We start from the raw sequence: 15070 nt of genomic DNA on the forward strand, positions 1-15070 counted from the left end.
CTCACCGCGCCGCCTCGGCGGACGGCCGGGGGGCTCGTGGCGCGGCCGCGCCGCGCGCCCGTGGGGCTTACGGCGCCGTTCCGGCGGACGGCCGGGGGGCTCGCGGGGCGCCGCGTGCCCCCTCGCGCCGGTACCCCGTATCCGTCGAGCTGGCCTCCCTCGCCCCGGCCGTGATCCGTCAGGGCGGTGAGCTGCGGATCAGTGGGCGGGTCACCAATACCTCGGGGCGGCGGGTCGGGACCGCGCGGATCGGGGTGCGGATCGGGGCCGCCGGGGCGATCGACACCCGGGGCGAGCTCGCCACCGTGGCCCGGCGCACGCCCCTGACCCGGGCCGACGGCCCCGAGGTGGCCGACCGCACGGCCCGACTCGCCCCGCTGCCGACCGGCGCCGAGCGCGGCTTCCGGCTCACCGTGCCCGTCCCCGACCTGGAGCTGGACGGCGCCGGGGCGTACGCGCTCACCGTGCACGTCGTCCGCGCGGACGGCGCGGCCGCCGGGACCGTGCTCGGGCTGACCCGCACCCATGTGTCCGCGTATCCCGACGCCACCCGGCTGGAGCCGCTGCGCACCACCGTGCTGTGGCCGGTCCTGGACACCCCGCGGATGGAGGCGCTGACCCTGCGCACCCAGGACAGCGTGCTGCCGGTCTTCCGCGACGACCAGCTGACCGCCGCCTTCGGGCCGGGCGGGCGGCTGCGGCGGCTGGTGGAGATGGGCAAGGGACAGCCGGTCACCTGGGTGCTCGACCCGGATCTGATCGTCCAGGCGCGGGCCATGGCCGCCGGCTACCGGGTGGCCCGTACGCCGGGCGACACCGATCCGCGGCACGCCGCCGAGGGGCAGGGCGGCGAGGCGGCGGCGGGCTGGCTGGCCGCGCTCCGCGCGGCGGTCCGGGGCCGCGAGGTGATCGCGCTGCCGTACGCGGACCCGGACCTGACCTCGCTCGCGCGCGGCGGCGGCGCCCCGCTCGCCGGGCTGCTGCGCCGGGCCTCGCGCACCGGCCGGAGCGTGGTGGACCGGGCGCTGGGCGTCCACGCGCGCGGCGGTGTGGGCTGGCCCGCGGGCGGCGAGCTGGACGACGGGATCGCCCGGTACGCCAAGGGGCTCGGCCTGGACACGGTGCTCGCCTCAGGCGCCGGGGTGGCCTCCGCCGGTGAGCTGGTCTCCGAAGGGGCCACCGACGACGGCGCCGTCTCGCTCGAGGGCAGCACGACCGCGCTGCGCTACGACGCGGCGATCGCGTCCCAGCTCTTCGCGAGCCACCCGGCCGCGGGCGCCTCCGGCGCGCCCGCCCGGCTGCGCCTGCGCCAGCGGCTGCTCGCCGAGACCCTTACGGCCGCGCGGGAGCTGCCGTACGCCCGCCGCGACCTGGTCATGGTGCCGCCGCGCCGGATGCCGCTCGCGGTCGGCCGGGTGCTGCTCACGGTGGTGGCCGAGGGCCGTAAGGCGGGCTGGCTGGAACCGGCCGGGTTCGCGGCCGCGCTGCGCAGGCCCACGGCCGGGCGGCTGCGGGGCTTCGACGGCTATCCGCTGGCGCGGCACGCCCCCGAGCTGCCGCCCTCCCGGCTCGCCGCGGTGGTCCGGGACCGGCTGCGGATGCGTGCCCTGGCCAAGGTGCTGTCGGACGCGCGGGCCACCGCCGCGTCCGTACGGGCCGCGCTGGCCCGCTCCGTGGCGACCGCCTGGCGCGCCGACCCGGCGGGCGCGGCCTCGTACCAGCGGGGGGTGTCCCGCTATCTGACCGCCTCGATCGCGTCGGTGCGGCTGGTGCCGAAGTCCACGGTGGTGGTGACCGGAGGGTCGGCGACCATCCCGGTCACCGTCGACAACGGCCTCCAGCAGGACCTCACCGGGGTGGAGCTCCGGGTCCTCTCCAGCCGCCCCGAGCGGCTGACCGCCCGGGACCGTGCGATGCCGGTCCAGGCGGCGCGGGCGGTGAGCCGTACGGTGCGGATCCGGGTGAAGGCGTACGCGAACGGGCCGGTGCGGCTGACCGCCCAGCTCTACACCACGGCCGACGGCAGGCCCTGGGGCGCGCCGATGACGTTCACGGCGGATGTGCGGGCGGTGCCGTCGGGAGCGGTGATCTTCGTGCTGGGCGGGACGGCGCTGATCGTGCTGGCGGTCGCGTTCCGGCTGCGGCGCACGCGGACCCGGTGACGGCGGGGCGCGGACCTGATGACGGCGGGGCGCGAAGCGATGACAGCGGGGTGCGGACCCGGTGACGGCGGGCCGCGAAAGCGATGAGGAGGGGCGCGAAGCGTTGACGAGAGGGCCTGAGGCGGCGCCCCGCGGGCCTCACAGCCGGTGCGCCGCCCCCGCCGGTCCCGCCCCCCGGGTGTCCAGCAGCAGCTGGGCCTTCACCGAGAGCCCCTGGAGGTCATAGGTGCGGTGCGGCTGGAGCAGGACGGTCAGGTCGGCGTCGGCCACCGCCTCGTACACCGAGTCGGCGCGCTCCACCTCGCGCCCCAGCACCCGCCAGCGCGTGACGTACGGATCGTGGTAGCTGAGCCGGGCGCCCAGCTCGATCAGCCGGGAGGCGATCTCCCGCGCGGGCGAGCCCTCCGCGTCGGCGACGTCGGCCTTGTAGCCGACGCCCAGCAGCAGGACGTGCGCGCCGCGCGCCGACTTCCCGTACTCGTTGAGCAGGGCCGTGCAGCGGCGGGTGACGTAGCCCGGCATCCGCCCGTTGACCTGCTGCGCGAGCTCCACCATGCGCAGCGGGATGCCGAGGCCGCGCTGCGGGTCGGCCATGTGGCCGTGGTCGACAGGTACGCCGTGGCCGCCGACGCCGGGGCCGGGACGGAAGGACTGGAAGCCGAACGGCTTGGTCTCGGCGCAGCGGACCACGTCCCACACATCGACGCCGAGGTCATGGCAGTACACCGCCATCTCGTTGACCAGGGCGATGTTGACGTGCCGGTAATTGGTCTCCAGGACCTTGACGGTCTCGGCCTCGCGGGTGCCGCGGGCCCGGACGACCTTCTCGGTGAAGCGCCCGTAGAAGGCGGCGGCCGCCTCGGTGCAGGCGGGGGTGAGGCCGCCGATGACCTTGGGGGTGTTGGCGGGGCCGTGGGCGCGGTTGCCCGGGTCGTGGCGGCAGGGGGAGTAGGCGAGGTGGAAGTCGCGCCCGGCCCGCAGCCCGGATCCCTCCTCGAGAAGCGGACGGAGGAATTCCTCGGTGGTGCCGGGGTACACGGTCGATTCCAGCAGAACGGTGGTGTGCGGGCGCAGCCGCGCCGCGAGCGTACGGGCCGCCTCGCCGACCGCCGACAGATCCAGTCTGCGGTCGTCCCCGCGCGGGGTCGGGGCGCAGATCACAGCGGTGCGGACGCGGCCGAGCTCGGCGGGGTCGGCGGTGATCCGGAAGCCCTGGGAGGCCATCCGGCGCAGCTCGGCGGCGGAGAGCAGGCCCTCGCCCGAGCCGGCGGGCAGCCGTCCGGCCCGGAGGTCGTGGGCCGCGCGCGGATCGGGGTCGTAGCCGACGGTGCGGACGCCGGCGGCGGTGGCCGCCCGGGCGAGAGGAATTCCGAGATGACCGAGTCCGATGACGGCGAGATCTGCGGGCATGACGTCGTGTCGTCCTTCCCGGGACGATGTCGGATGGCGCAAACCCCCCAAAGACAGACTAAGCGGAAATATGACTCGTATTCAGTATTGGTGAGGGGTGTTGACACGGTGTCGCGGCGACGGCCGGAGCAGTGGCATGGCACGGAGGGGAGAAAGCCAGGAAAATCGGCAGGGCGGCGTGACGTCGATCACAACGGGAGGCAGCGGTGAAAACACCGGCACTGGGACCGGCCGAGCGCGGCGAGGCGCTGGCCCGGATGGCGGACCGTGAGCTCGATGTGCTGGTCGTGGGCGGCGGGGTGGTCGGCGCGGGCACCGCGCTGGACGCCGCGACGCGGGGCCTGGAGACCGGTCTGGTCGAGTCGCGGGACTGGGCCTCCGGGACCTCCAGCCGGTCCAGCAAGCTGATCCACGGCGGGCTGCGCTATCTGGAGATGCTGGACTTCGCACTGGTGCGCGAGGCGCTGAAGGAGCGCGGGCTGCTGCTGGAGCGGATCGCACCGCACCTGGTCAAGCCCGTGCCGTTCCTGTACCCGCTGCGACACCGGGTCTGGGAGCGGTTCTACGCGGGCTCGGGCGTCGCGCTCTACGACACCATGTCGATCTCCTCCGGGCACGGCCGCGGACTGCCCGCCCACCGCCATCTGAGCCGCGGGCGCGCGCTGCGCGTGGCCCCCTGCCTCAAGAAGGACGCGCTGGTCGGGGCGTTGCAGTACTACGACGCCCAGATGGACGACGCCCGCTACGTCACCACGCTCGTGCGCACGGCGGCGGAGTACGGCGCCCATGTGGCCAACCGCGCGCGGGTGGTCGGCTTCCTGCGGGAGGGCGAGCGCGTGGTCGGCGCCCGGGTGCACGACCTGGAGCAGGGCGGCGAGTTCGAGGTCCGCGCCCGGCAGGTGGTCAACGCCACCGGGGTGTGGACCGACGAGACCCAGGCGCTGATCGGCGAGCGCGGCCAGTTCCACGTCCGGGCCTCCAAGGGCATCCACCTGGTGGTCCCCAAGGATCGCATCCACTCCACGACCGGGCTGATCCTGCGCACCGAGAAGAGCGTGCTGTTCGTGATCCCCTGGGGCAGGCACTGGATCATCGGCACCACGGACACCGACTGGGACCTGGACAAGGCCCACCCGGCCGCCTCCAGCGCCGATATCGACTATCTGCTGGAGCACGTCAACGAAGTTCTCGCGGTGCCGCTGACCCGCGACGACGTGGAGGGCGTCTACGCCGGGCTGCGCCCGCTGCTGGCCGGGGAGTCGGACGCCACCAGCAAGCTCTCCCGCGAGCACACGGTCGCCCATCCGGTGCCGGGCCTGGTGGTGGTCGCGGGCGGCAAGTACACCACGTACCGGGTGATGGCCAAGGACGCCGTGGACGAGGCGGTGCACGGCCTCGACCGCCGGGTCGGGCCCTGCGTCACCGAGGAGATCCCGCTGGTCGGGGCCGTCGGCTACAAGGCGCTGTGGAACGCCCGGGAGCGGATCGGCCGGCAGCACGGGCTGCACGCGGCGCGGATCGAGCATCTGCTCAACCGCTACGGCTCGGCGGCGCAGGAGGTGCTGGACCTGATCGCGGGCGACGCGTCCCTGGGGAAGCCGCTCGCCGGGGCGGAGGACTATCTGCGCGCCGAGGTCGCTTACGCCGCCTCGCACGAGGGGGCCCGCCACCTGGACGACGTCCTCACCCGCCGCACCCGCATCTCGATCGAGACCTTCGACCGCGGTACGCGCTGCGCCCGCGAGGTGGCCGAGCTGATGGGGCCCGTGCTGGGCTGGACCGGGGACCAGCTCGACCGGGAGGTCCAGCACTACGAGAAGCGGGTGGAGGCGGAGCGCGAGTCCCAGCGTCAGCCGGACGACCTGACGGCGGACGCGGCCCGGCTGGGCGCGCCGGACATCATCCCGCTGTAGGAGGAGGTCGCGTGTCTTACCGGCGAGGACAGAACTCGGCCTCGAGCAGGGATGTTTCGGCGGTCAGACCGGAGGCGGCGGTGCTGTTGAGCCGGTAGGCGAGGCTGCGGCGGCCGTCGGGTGTGGTCACGGCCAGCGCGTACGAGCCGTTGATCTCGCCGTTGTGGCCCCACAGCGTCACCCCGCACGCCAGCGGCACCGGGAAGAGCCCCATGCCGTACCGGCCGTCGGAGGCGGAGGTGTTCCGCATCTGCCGCAGCTCGGCCCGGGGCACGACCTTGCCGCGCAGCAGCCCGGGGAGGAGGCGGGTCAGATCGCCGAGCGTGGAGATCAGCTCCCCCGCGGCCCCCGCCGAGGAGGGGTTGAGGTCGGTGACATCGCGCCGGGCGCCGCCGTCCCCGGCCCCGCCGTCCCGCGTGTACGCGCGGCCGTGCGGGTCCGGGAGGGTGGTGCGGGTGCCGGGGAAGGAGGTGCCGTGCAGACGCAGGGGGGCGAGCACGTCGCGCCGGGCCTCGGTCGCGTAGGAGCGGCCGGTGACCCGCTGGACGACCATGCCCAGCAGCACGTAGTTGGTGTTGGAGTAGCGCCAGGTGGCCCCGGGTGCGGAGTACGGGCGGTGCGCGACGGCGGTCCGCACCAGGGAGGCGGGGGTGCGGGTGCGGTCGGCCGCCGCGGACAGCTGACGCGCCAGCGCCGGGTCGGCGGTGTAGTCGAACAGCCCGCTGGTCTGGTTCAGCAGCTGACGGATCGTGATGGCCCGGCCGTCGTTGCCGTGGCCGCGCACCAGCCCCGGGAGGTGTTCCTCCACCGTGTCGCCGAGGCCGAGCCGCCCCTGGGCGGCAAGACGCAGCGTCACCGCCGCGATGACGGTCTTGGTCAGGCTGCCCGCCCGGAAGCGGTCGTTCCGGTGGATCCGGCGTCCGGTGCTGACGTTCGCGACCCCCGAGGCGAGGTACCGCGTGCCGCCGCCCTCCCGGCGGATGAGCACCGCGGCCCCCGGCGCGTCGCCCTGGGCCGCCAACCGCCGTACGGCGGCGCGCAGGACGCCGTCACGGCCGCCCTCGGCGCCCGGGCTCGCGCTCGCGCCTGCCCGCGGGGCCGCGTCCCGGCCCGGTTGCGTGGCCGCCGCGTCCCGGCCCGGTTGCGTGGCCGCCGCGCCGCAGCCGGACAGGACGAGCGCGAGGGCGGTGGTGAGCGCCACGGCGGTCGGCATACGGCTCCGCCTGTGCCATCGTATGGCGGAGATGGGCATGACACGGACCTCCGTTTCCTGCGTACTCCCAGATGGTCGCAGGTACCGCGGTGGCCGCCACGCCGCGCCCCGGACCCGAGGCGGTTCCGGGTCCGCGGATGAGAGACAATGGACGCTCTCCCAGGGTGGGTTCAGGGTGGGTAGATTTACAGAGGGGTCGCATGTCGGAGGCTGAGAAGACGCAGGGTTCGACTGGGCGCCTCCTCGCCGGGCGGTACCGGCTCGGGGAGATCCTCGGTCAGGGCGGCATGGGCACGGTCTGGCGTGCGAGTGACCAGACCCTCGGCCGTACGGTCGCGGTCAAGGAGCTGCGCTTCCCGTCCAGCGTGGAGGAGGACGAGAAGAGACGGCTCATCACCCGTACGCTGCGCGAGGCGAAGGCGATCGCCCGGATCCGCAGCAACGGCGCCGTCACCGTCTACGACGTGGTCGACGAGGACGACCGCCCGTGGATCGTCATGGAGCTCATCGAGGGCCGCTCCCTCGCCGACGTCGTCCGCGACGACGGCCCGCTGACCCCCAAGCGCGCCGCCGAGGTCGGGCTCGCCGTCCTCGATGTGCTGCGCGCCGCCCACCAGGCGGGCATCCTGCACCGCGATGTGAAGCCCTCCAACGTGCTGATCTCGGACGACGGCCGGGTCGTCCTCACCGACTTCGGCATCGCCCAGGTCGAGGGCGACCCGTCGGTGACCTCGACCGGCATGCTCGTCGGCGCGCCCTCCTACATCTCCCCGGAGCGGGCCCGCGGCCACAAGCCCGGCCCGCCGGCCGACCTGTGGTCGCTGGGCGGGCTGCTGTACGCGGCGGTGGAGGGCGTGCCGCCGTACGACAAGAGCACGGCCATAGCGACCCTGACGGCCGTGATGACCGAGCCGGTGGAGCCGCCGAAGAACGCGGGCCCGCTGGAGGAGGTCATCTACGGCCTGCTCACCAAGGACCCGGACCGGCGGCTCGACGACGCCGGGGCGCGGGCGCTGCTGGAGCATGTGGTGAACGGGCCCGAGGTGACCAAGGCCCCCGCCGACGCGACCCGCACGATGAGCCTGCCGCCCGCCCCGTCGAAGGAGGACGAGGCAGACGCCGAGGCCAAGGAGACGGCCGTCGCGGAGCGCAGGCGCGGCGCGCTGAAGTCGGTGCGCAACGCGGCCGCCGCCGCGGCCGCGAAGAAGGCAGGGGACGAGAGCGGGGCGGCGTCGGGGGCGGTGTCGGCGTCGGCGTCGGGCGTGAAGTCCGGTGCGAAGTCCGGTGCGGCGGGCTCCGGGGCCGCGGGCTCCGCGTCGGACGCCGCGACGCCCGAGGCCGCGCCCGGCCCGCGGCCTCCCCTGCCGCCGCGCGCCTCGATCACCGACGTGGTCCCCAAGCGCACGCTGATCATCATCGCGGCGGTCGTGGTGCTCGCCATCGTGGCCACCGTGCTCGCCGTCGTCCTGAACGACGGTGGGGACGGCGGCGACAACGCCAAGGGCTCCTCCGGCGGCGACAAGTCCGCCTCCGCCGGGGCCTCGGGCGGCTCCAAGGAGGACCAGGGCAAGGGCACCGACAAGACCGGCCAGTCGGCGGGCGAGTCGCCGAAGACGGAGACGTCCGGCGGCAAGCGGAGCGGTCAGCCGGAGTCCTCCAAGGAGTCGGACGACAACTCGGGCAAGGGCGGCGGCGGAAGCGACGACAACAGCGGTAAGGGCAAGGGCGGCGGCGGTAAGGGCGGCCTGCCCGGCGGCTACAAGACCGTCAAGAGCTCCGACTTCCCGTTCAGCATGGCCATGCCGGAGGGCTGGTCGGTCCACCCCGGGAGCTATTCCGGAAGCCGTAAGTACTACGGCGGCTCCAGCATTCCGCGTATTCAGATCGACTTCACCAACGCGCCGAAGTCCGACGCGGAGGCGGACTGGCGCAAGAGCGAGGAGAACGCCCGGCGCACCATGTCCGGCTACAAGGGTCTCGGCATCAAGTCGGTCGACTGGCGCGGCTATCCGACCGTCGCGGACTGGGAGTTCGAGCGACTCGATCGGGACGGCAAGCGGGTCCACGTCATCAACCGCGGCTTCAAGGCGGACGGCAGCCATGGCTTCGCCATACTGATCACCTGCGAGGCGAGCAAGTGGGACGACAAGGAGTGCACCACCCTCCGCCAGACCGCCTTCGACACCTTCAAGATTACGGACTGAACACTCCTGTCGGCGAAGCGTCGTTCGGGCACGTATCGTGAGAGGCCCTAGACTGTGCGCAGCCGCAGGAACCCGCCAAAACGACCATATTTGAAGGGTTTTGCGCTGCGCTGATCGCTGATGAGGGCGGCGTTGGTCGCGCGCTTGGGGAGGCGTCGTGGAGGAGTACGCGGGCCGGGTGCTGGCCGACCGCTATCGCCTGCCCCTGCCCCCCGCCGACGAGTACGAACTGATCGAGACCCGCGCCTTCGACACCTACAGCGGGCAGGAAGTCCATCTGCGGCAGATACCGCTGCCGGAGGTCGTCGACGCGGAAGTCGTGGGTGACGACGCGCGGTGGGGCGGCGGTGGGCCGTCCGGGCGGAACGGCACGTCCGCCGGTGCCGGGCGTACGGCACGGGGCGGCGGTGACCCGGCCGTCCGGCGCGCCATCGCGGCGGCGACATCCGCCGCGCAGATCCCCGACCATCCCCGGCTCGGCCAGGTCTTCCATGTCTTCGCGGAGGCCGGAAGCCTGTGGATCGTCAGCGAACTGGTCTCCGGCCGCCCGCTGGCCGCGCTGCTCGCCGAGGGCACGCTCTCCCCGCACCGCGCCGCCGAGGTCGCCAACGACATCCTTACGGCGCTGCGAGCCCTGCACGCCCACGGCTGGGTGCACCGCAACATCACCGCCCGTACGGTGCTGTTGTGCGACGACGGGCGCGCGATGCTCACGGGGCTGGCGGCGGGCGCGGCGGAGGAGGCGCTGTGCGGCTACGACCCCGTTCCGGCGCCCGCGTCCTCGCCGTCGCCGGACGCCGTGTCCGCTGCTGAGGAAGGACCGTCGGCTGACGCCCCGGCCTCCCTGCCGCCGGGCCCGGCGGGTTCCGGCGACCACCCGGACCGGGCCGCCGGGGACCCGGCCGCCGGGGACCTGGCCGAGCGAGGGGACGCGGAGCGCGCCGCCATCCCCGGAGCCCGTACGGCCGAGGGCGGCGAGGCACGGCCGCACGGCGGCCCGCGCTACCACGACCAGGGCGCCGCGGGCGGCTTCCCGCCGCCGGGCCGCCCTTACGGTGGCCATGAACCGGCGGGCGCGGCACGACCCGACGAATCCGCGGGCGCGGCCTGGCCCGACGAACGGGCGGGCGCGGTCTGGCCCGAGGCCGACGGCCGGGAACACGGCGGCCAGGGCACATCGCCGAGTCTCCCCGAGCCACGGTCGCCTTATGGCGACCACGGGGCGCTGGAGGCGAGTTCGGGGCCGGGCGCGGGTGGCTCTGCGGGGTCCGGCGCGGGCGGTTCGGCGAGGCCCGGCGCAGGTGGCCCGGCGGGCCCGGGTGGTGCGGCGGGCGCGGGTCCGGGTCCGGGTCCGGGCGCGGGTGGTCCGGCGGGTGCGGGCGCCGGTGGTCCGGCGAGGCCACGGCCCGGCGGCCCGGTGTATCGGGATCAGGTGACGTTCGGCCCGGGGGCCGGTGGGCCCATGGCGCCATACCGGGACCAGGCGGCCGCCGGTGGGCTGCCCGGGCCGCGGCGGGTGGGCCGGCCGGGACAGCCGGAACAGCCGGGGGACCGGGAGGGCGAACGGGGCGGCGTCGGCGCCGATGCGCCGAACGCGGCCGCGCGGGCGGCACGGGCCAGCGCCATCGCCGCCTACGCGGCGGGCGCGCGGGCCGCCGCACGGGCCAACGTCGACGCGGCCCCCCACTCCCCGCACGCCCCCGAGCCCGCACCCGCACCCGAGCCCGCCCCGGAGCCGGTGACCGGCGGCGCTCGCTGGCCCGGTCAGCCGGAGGGGGCGGAGAACGCCCAGCCGACCGCCTCGGAAGCCCCGTCCGCCTCCGAAGGCCCGTCCGTCCCCCAAGGCCCGTCCGCCCCCGGAGGCGGCTCCTGGGACTCCGGCGGAGCCACCGGCGGCGGCCCCGCCACCGCGCTCGCCGCCGAACGCGCCCGCCAGGCCCGTATCGTCGTGGTCGGTGCCGTCACCGAGCGATGGGCGCCCGAGCAGGCGGGCCCGGTCCATGAGAACTGGCGGCTGGCGCCCCCGGTCGGCCCCGCCGCCGATCTGTGGGCGCTCGGCGTGCTGCTGTTCCGCGCGGTGCAGGGCCATGCCCCGTACCCGGAGGAGAGCGCCGCCGAGCTGGTGCAGATGGTCTGCGCGGAGGCACCCGCGTACGCGGAGGAGTGCGGTCCGCTGCGCCCCGTCGTCGAGTCGCTGATGCGCCAGGACCCCACCGAGCGCCCGGACTTCGAGGAGCTGCGCGGCTGGCTGCGGTCCCTGATCCGGTCGGCGCCCGAGCCGGACGTCGGCATCAGCACGGTCACGGTGCCCTCGCTCGGCTCGGGCGGCGCCTCCGACCCCCGGCGGCTGCCGATCGTCCGCAGGCGGGGCTGGCTGGTGCGCAGGGGCCGGGGTCGCCGCCCCGCCGCGGCGGCCGACGCGCCGGTGGGCCACGCGCGGCACCGGCGGGACAAGCGCGAGAAGCGGGAGCGGAGAGAGCCCCGGGAGACCCGGCAGGCTCCCCCGGCACCCACCGAGCGCAAGCCGCGCAGACTGGGGCGGATGCTGCTGCTCCTGATCCTCCTGGGGCTGGCGGCCGCGGTGCTCTACGCGATGATGTTCATGCCGCGCTCCAAGGACGACGGCGGCCAGGGGCGTACGGGCTCGGCCGGTGCGCCGAGCGCGGCACCGAGCGCCCCCGCGGGCGGCGACGGCGTCAAGGGCGACGGCGACGAGGGGGAGGCCGGAAAGCCCGCCGACCCCGGCGACCAGGAGCCGCAGTCCACCGACCCGGCCGGGCTGGCGAAGGGCTTCGCGGTCCGTAAGGACCCCAAGGGCTTCAAGGTCGCCGTTCACGAGGGCTGGACCCGCCGGGGCGAGAACGGCCGCGGCCAGATCCGCTACCTCGGCGGCGACTTCGAGCTGGTGGTCGTGGCCGGGCGGGACAAGATGTCCGAGTTCGGCGGCGACCCGATGGCGTACCAGCAGGACCGCGAGGCCGAACTGTCCGCCTTCCGCGGCTCCTCCTGGGCCTCGTCCTCCGGGCTGCGGCGGATCGACGTCGGCCGTACGGCTATGGCGGAGGGCGCGTTCACCTGGCGCGACAGCAGCGGGCGCAATGTGTACGCGCGCAACCTCGCGATGCTGATCGACGGCCGCTACCACGTGGTCCTGGTCATCGGCCCGGCCGATGAGCGCCGGGCGGTCAACCAGTACTTCGAGCAGGCCACGGCCACGTACAGCACCACCACCGGCTAGGCCCCAGGCGGCTCCCTCCGCTGGGGCTCCCTCCGCTGGGGGCCCCTCGGCTAAGGGGTTCCCTCCGCTAAGGGGTTCCCTCCGCGAACCGCTCCCGCAGCCGGTACTTCAGCACCTTCCGCAGCGTCTCATTGCGGGGCAGGGCGTCCACCACCTCGAGCCGCTCCGGCAGCTTGTGCACCGACAGCCCGGCCTCCCGCAGATACGACACGACCTGGCCCAGCGTCAGCGCCGCCGTCCCGGCCGGCTGCTCCACGACGGCGCAGACCAGCTCGCCCCGGTCCGGGTCGGGCAGGCCGATCACCGCCACATCGCCCACGTCCGGGTGCTGGTACAGCAGCTGCTCGATCTCCTTGGCCGAGATGTTCTCGCCCTTACGGATGATGATGTCCTTGACGCGGCCGGTCAGCACCAGATGGCCGCTCTCCGTAAGGTGGCCGAGATCGCCGGTAAGGAAGAAGCCGTCCGCGTCGAACGCCTTACGGGTCTCGGCCTCGTCCAGATATCCGGCGCAGACCGCCTCGCCGCGCAGCCGCACCTGACCGTCCACCACCCGGATCTCCATCTCCCGGGGCGGCCGGCCCTCGGTGGTGGCCAGGTTCTCGTCCGTGTCGTCCGGCGATCCCATGGTGATCATGGGGACTTCTGTCATCCCGTAGCCGTGGGTGAGGGTGCAGCCCAGCTCCCGTACGACCTCGTAGTAGAGCTCGGGCGGTTTGGGCGCGCCGCCGCCCGCGAGCAGCCGCAGGGTGGGGATGAGCCGGCGCGAGGGATTCTTGCGCTGCTCGGCCAGGAACATCGAGTAGAAGGCCGTGCTGCCGCCCGCGACCGTCACTCCGTGCCGCCGGTAGGCGGGCAGCGACTCCGGCAGCGAGAAGTGCTCGAGCAGCACGGCGGGGAAGCCGTAGAGCAGCAGCATCACGGTGTAGTCGGGCCCCGCGACATGGGCGTACGGGAAGGCCATGGACCCGACGTCGTCCGGGCCGAGCCGCAGCGCGTGGGCGAGGCAGGCACCGGCGGCGATGAGGCTGCGGTCGGTGTGCAGCACGCCCTTGGGGTCGGAGGTGGTGCCCGAGGTCCAGTAGATCCAGCGGACGGCCCGCCCGTCGGTGGGCGGTGGCGGCAGCCGCACCGCCTTGGGGTCGGCCACCGGCAGCGTGTCGTACGCCTCGAAGACCATCGGCGGCTCCGGCAGTTCGGCGGCCAGGCGGCGCGCCATCGCCGTGTGGTCGAAGCCGCGCCACCGGCCGGGCACGGCGAAGAACCGCGCCCCGGACTCGCGGAGCGCGAACCGCACCTCGCGGTCGCGGTAGTAGGGGATGAGCGGGGTCTGCATGGCGCCGAGGCGGGCGAGCGCCATGGTCAGCACGACCGTCTCGATCCGGGTGGGCAGCTGCCAGGCGACCCGGCTGCCCGGGCGTATCCCCAGCTGGTACAGCCCGGCGGCGGTCCGCTCCGCGCGGGTACGCAGGGCGCCGAAGGTCAGCCGCCGGTCGTGGCGGGCGGAGGCGGTGGCCTGGAGCAGGGCGGGGGCGTCGGGGGTGAGCGCGGCGCGCCGCTCGAGCAGTTCCCACAGCGTCGCCGATGTGCCGAGCTCATGCGCGATGTCGGTCATCCCGGCCTCCCGTGGGACGGTAGCTGACGATCCATCAGATAGTGCTGGAAGCGTAAGGGCGCGCGCCTTGTCGGTCCAGGGGGCGCGGGCTAGCCTGCGGAAGCCCGCCTTGCCTGACGGGCCATCAGAAAGGGAGGTCGGCCGCTGATGGATCTCACCTACACGGAGGACGAGGAGGACTTCCGGCACCGGTTGCGCGCCTGGCTCGCCGACGTCCTGCCCAAGCTGCCGGACCGCCCGCACCCGGCCGACTGGCCCGGCCGCCGCGCCTACGACTGCGGCTGGCAGCGCATGCTCCACGACGCGGGCTACGCCGGGCTGCACTGGCCGACGGACGCGGGCGGCCGGGGCGCGACGCCCACCCAGCATCTGATCTTCCTGGAGGAGACCGAGCGGGCCGGTGCGCCCTATGTGGGCGCGGGGTTCGTCGGACTGCTGCACGCGGGCCCCACCATCGCCGCCGAGGGCACCCCCGAGCAGCGGGCGCGCTGGCTGCCGCCGATCCTGCGCGGGGACGAGGTCTGGTGCCAGGGGTTCTCCGAACCGGACGCCGGCTCCGACCTGGCGTCGCTGCGCACCCGGGCGGTACGGGACGGCGATGCGTACGTCATCAGCGGCAGCAAGATCTGGACCTCGCACGCCGAGATCGCCGACTGGTGCGAACTATTGGTGCGCACCGCGCCGGTAAACGCCGACACGCCGAAGCACCGGGGCATCACCTGGCTCGCGATGCCGATGGACGCGCCGGGGGTGACGGTGCGGCCGCTGCGAACCCTGGCCGGGACGGCGGAGTTCGCCGAGGTGTTCCTGGACGAGGTGCGGGTGCCGGTCAGCCACCGGGTCGGGGAGGAGAACGACGGCTGGCGGGTGACCATGGTGACCCTCTCCTTCGAGCGCGGTACGGCCTTCGTGGGCGAGGTGGTCGCCTGTAGGCGGGTACTGGAGGCGCTGGCCCGGACGGCGCGGGCCAACGGGCGCTGGGACGACGCGGTGCTGCGGCGCCGGTTGGGGCGGCTCGCGGCGGAGTGCGCGGCGCTGTGGCGGCTCACCCAGTGGAACGTGAGCGAGGCGCAGCGCACCGGCGGGGTGCCGGGCGTTGGCGGCTCGGTCTTCAAACTGCGCTTCTCGCAGGTGCGGCAGGAGCTGTACGACGCGGCCGCCGAGGTGCTGGGGCCGGACGCGCTGGACGCCGGTCAGGAGTGGGTCGCCGACCGGCTCTCCTCGCTCTCGTACACCATCGCGGCGGGGACCTCGCAGATCCAGCGGAACATCGTGGCCGAGCGGATCCTCGGCCTGCCGAAGGGACGGTGAGCGG

The 15070-nt window shown here is 74.6% G+C and carries 8 protein-coding genes; 5 read left to right on the plus strand and 3 right to left on the minus strand.

All coding sequences use genetic code 11. The features are described 5' to 3' along the window. A partial coding sequence (locus IEJ02_RS43175) for a DUF6049 family protein (RefSeq protein ID WP_191069782.1) occupies window positions 1-2162 on the plus strand: 2162 nt, incomplete at its 5' end. A 138-nt stretch (window positions 2163-2300) separates the two neighbouring features. Here IEJ02_RS43175 and IEJ02_RS43180 read toward each other — a convergent pair. Next, complete coding sequence (locus tag IEJ02_RS43180) at window positions 2301-3572, minus strand: nucleotide sugar dehydrogenase (protein ID WP_191069783.1); 1272 nt, start codon at window positions 3570-3572, stop codon at window positions 2301-2303. A gap of 206 nt (window positions 3573-3778) precedes the next feature. Between IEJ02_RS43180 and IEJ02_RS43185 the strand changes: the two genes are divergently transcribed. After that, window positions 3779-5485: a glycerol-3-phosphate dehydrogenase/oxidase gene (locus tag IEJ02_RS43185; RefSeq protein WP_191069784.1), complete on the plus strand. Its 1707-nt coding sequence runs from the start codon at window positions 3779-3781 to the stop codon at window positions 5483-5485. 16 nt (window positions 5486-5501) lie between these two features. Here the strand turns inward: IEJ02_RS43185 and IEJ02_RS43190 are convergent, their stop codons facing one another. Further along, window positions 5502-6698, minus strand: coding sequence for a serine hydrolase domain-containing protein (locus tag IEJ02_RS43190; RefSeq protein WP_191069785.1), 1197 nt, complete (start codon window positions 6696-6698; stop codon window positions 5502-5504). Between the two features lie 200 nt (window positions 6699-6898). Between IEJ02_RS43190 and IEJ02_RS43195 the strand changes: the two genes are divergently transcribed. Together IEJ02_RS43195 and IEJ02_RS43200 are read left to right on the plus strand one after the other, a co-directional pair. Continuing rightward, the gene (locus IEJ02_RS43195) at window positions 6899-8902 is read left to right on the plus strand and encodes a serine/threonine-protein kinase (RefSeq protein WP_191069786.1); all 2004 of its coding nucleotides are present in this window, start codon (window positions 6899-6901) and stop codon (window positions 8900-8902) included. A gap of 157 nt (window positions 8903-9059) precedes the next feature. Continuing rightward, a complete protein-coding gene (locus tag IEJ02_RS43200) occupies window positions 9060-12140 on the plus strand; it encodes a serine/threonine kinase C-terminal domain-containing protein (protein ID WP_191069787.1) in 3081 nt (1026 codons plus the stop codon). 67 nt (window positions 12141-12207) lie between these two features. Here the strand turns inward: IEJ02_RS43200 and IEJ02_RS43205 are convergent, their stop codons facing one another. Further along, the gene (locus IEJ02_RS43205; RefSeq protein ID WP_191069788.1) at window positions 12208-13755 is read right to left on the minus strand and encodes an AMP-binding protein; all 1548 of its coding nucleotides are present in this window, start codon (window positions 13753-13755) and stop codon (window positions 12208-12210) included. A 147-nt stretch (window positions 13756-13902) separates the two neighbouring features. Here IEJ02_RS43205 and IEJ02_RS43210 point away from each other — a divergent pair, with 147 nt between their 5' ends. Then, window positions 13903-15066, plus strand: coding sequence for an acyl-CoA dehydrogenase family protein (locus IEJ02_RS43210; RefSeq protein WP_191069789.1), 1164 nt, complete (start codon window positions 13903-13905; stop codon window positions 15064-15066). Window positions 15067-15070 lie beyond the last annotated feature (4 nt).

The sequence above is a fragment of the Streptomyces sp. 5-10 genome (genome assembly GCF_014712245.1).
Classification (GTDB): domain Bacteria; phylum Actinomycetota; class Actinomycetes; order Streptomycetales; family Streptomycetaceae; genus Streptomyces; species Streptomyces violaceusniger.